Here is a 2318-nt window from a genome sequence, read left to right on the forward strand (position 1 = left end):
CCACATTCCGCACCCCCAACTGGCACATAGGCGGGTTGAGGGGGTAAAAGTGAATCATCCGAGACAAAAATGAGTAGAAATGCTCAACTATCTCGGTCACTCAACATCACCCAGTAGTCCATTCTGGAAAATTGACGTGAGGACGTGAGTTAAATCTGATGTAGGTTAAAATTGCGATCGCCACAAACCTGTGTTTATGACCTCACTGTTACCCTCACGCCTGACCAAAATGCGTTAATTGCGATCGCTCTTGGGTAACCAATCATCGCCAAAAATAGTGTAAACTGGCGATCGCGATCGACGCTCAAATCAGGATTCAGCAGCCCATGCAGAAAGCATCTGAGATGAAAGTAGAAAACCTAGATCATCTGGGCTTGATAGCCGGTCTAATTGATGAAATAGGAATTGTTCCAAAAATCAATGAATTAGTAGGCGAACAACCGGGCGAGATAGTCAGTCCCGGCCTAGTAGTTAAAGCCATGATCATCAATGGATTAGGGATGGTTTCCGCCCCATTATACTTATTTTCTAAATTTTTTGAAGGGAAAGCAGTAGAACATTTACTTGGAACGGGGATTCAAGCATCACATTTAAATGATGACCGTTTAGGGAGAGTATTAGATAAGTTATATTTGGCAGGAATTACAGAAATATTCACAACCATTGCCCTGTCAGCAGCTCAAAAATTTGAGATAAATACCGATACATCTCACCTCGACTCAAGTTCATTTCATCTACATGGTAAATATGAGCAAGAATTGCCATCAGTATCTTTTTCTAGCACAGAAACAGATAGCAATCAGTTAGAAAATTCATCAATCAACCATCAAACATCCCCAATACCAATTCAGATTACCTACGGCTATTCTCGTGACCATCGCCCTGACTTAAAACAGTTTATATTAGACCTAATTTGTAGTGGAGATGGAGATGTGCCACTATTTTTACGAGTAGCTTCAGGAAATGAATCAGATAATTCCATATTCGCCTCAATTTGTCAAGACTTTAAAAAACAATTAAATCTCGACAGTTTAATGGTAGCTGACAGTGCATTATATACCGCTCCCAACTTAGAAATGTTAACCAATTTAAGATGGTTAACTCGTGTACCACTGAGCCTGAAACAAGCACAGCAAATGGTATCTCAACTAAATGAATCAGAATTTCACGATAGTTCTGTGACCGGATATCGTTGGTCAGAACACAAAAGTAATTATGGTGGAATTGAACAAAGATGGTTAGTAGTAGAGAGCAGTTTGCGTCGTGATGCTGACCAACGTAAGTTAGAAAAAAACCTCAAAAAAGCTGAAGTTGAGGCTCAGAAAAAGTTGCGAGAGTTATCAAATATTGAATTTGCTTGTTCAGCCGATGCCTCAGCAGCAGCAAGTCGTTTATCCAAACAACTAAAATATCATAATTTAACTCAAATTAGCAGCAGAGAAGCGACAGCAAAACCAGCTACTAATTCGACCATTTCTCATGATAATTCTAGTTCTAGCTCGACCTTTAAAGTTGAAGCAAAACTGGAATTAGATGCTAGCGTGATAGCTAAAGAAACCAAAGCTAGTGGCAGATTTATCTTAGCTACTAATGTGCTGGATTCAGAGCAATTAAATCCTGATGAAATGATTGTGAAATATAAGGAACAGCAGTCGGCAGAGAGAGGGTTTGGGTTCCTGAAAGACCCACTATTTTTTACGGATAGCGTGTTTCTGAAGTCGCCGGAAAGAATCGAGGGTTTAACTTTGGTAATGGGTTTGTGTTTGTTGGTTTATACTTTAGGCCAAAGGTTACTTAGACAAAACTTGCAACTCACTAATAAAACCGTAAAAAATCAGTTGGGTAAAGGAACCAATCGACCTACTTTACGCTGGATGTTCCAAAGTTTTCAATCGATTCATGCCGTTTGTATTCAAGGAATTCAACAAGTTTCCAATTTGACATCCGAACGGTTAGCCATCTTAAATTTGTTTCCAGTCACCTGTCGGTCTTATTATTTATTGTTGTGAAATGAAGTCGATTATGGATTGATAAAACTGACTTACATTTAAATAATTGTAGGTGCAGCAGTGATGTATAATTGTCATAATGCTGGCGATATATGCTGGAAATTAATAGTTAGTAATAGTCTGATTTTTGACGTTTTATGGGTGAAGAAGATTTAATTCATGCCCTCACGTTAATTTTGAGGAATTCCTAACGCTCGTGATGCGATCGTTGCAGAGATTTTTGGGTGTTTTTACTCACGCTTGGTCTCGGATGATTCACTTTTACCCCCTCAATCCGCCTATGTGCCAGTTGGGGGTGCGGAATGTGGG

General features: G+C 39.4%; 1 protein-coding gene. It reads left to right on the top strand.

Translation table 11 applies throughout. The features are described from left to right. Positions 1–326 precede the first annotated feature (326 nt). Positions 327–2009 (top strand): IS1634 family transposase, encoded by a 1683-nt coding sequence (locus AAFP11_RS30200; protein WP_341740313.1) that lies wholly within the window; start codon positions 327–329, stop codon positions 2007–2009. Positions 2010–2318: the final 309 nt, after the last annotated feature.

Origin of the sequence: Microcoleus sp. CAWBG640, from assembly GCF_020883015.1 — a bacterium.
In the GTDB taxonomy this organism is placed as follows: domain Bacteria; phylum Cyanobacteriota; class Cyanobacteriia; order Cyanobacteriales; family Microcoleaceae; genus Microcoleus; species Microcoleus anatoxicus.

Coding starts and splice junctions, on each gene's coding strand:
- AAFP11_RS30200 (WP_341740313.1), top strand. CDS start 327: ATGCAGAAAGCATCTGAGATGAAAGTAGAAAACCTAGATCATCTGGGC.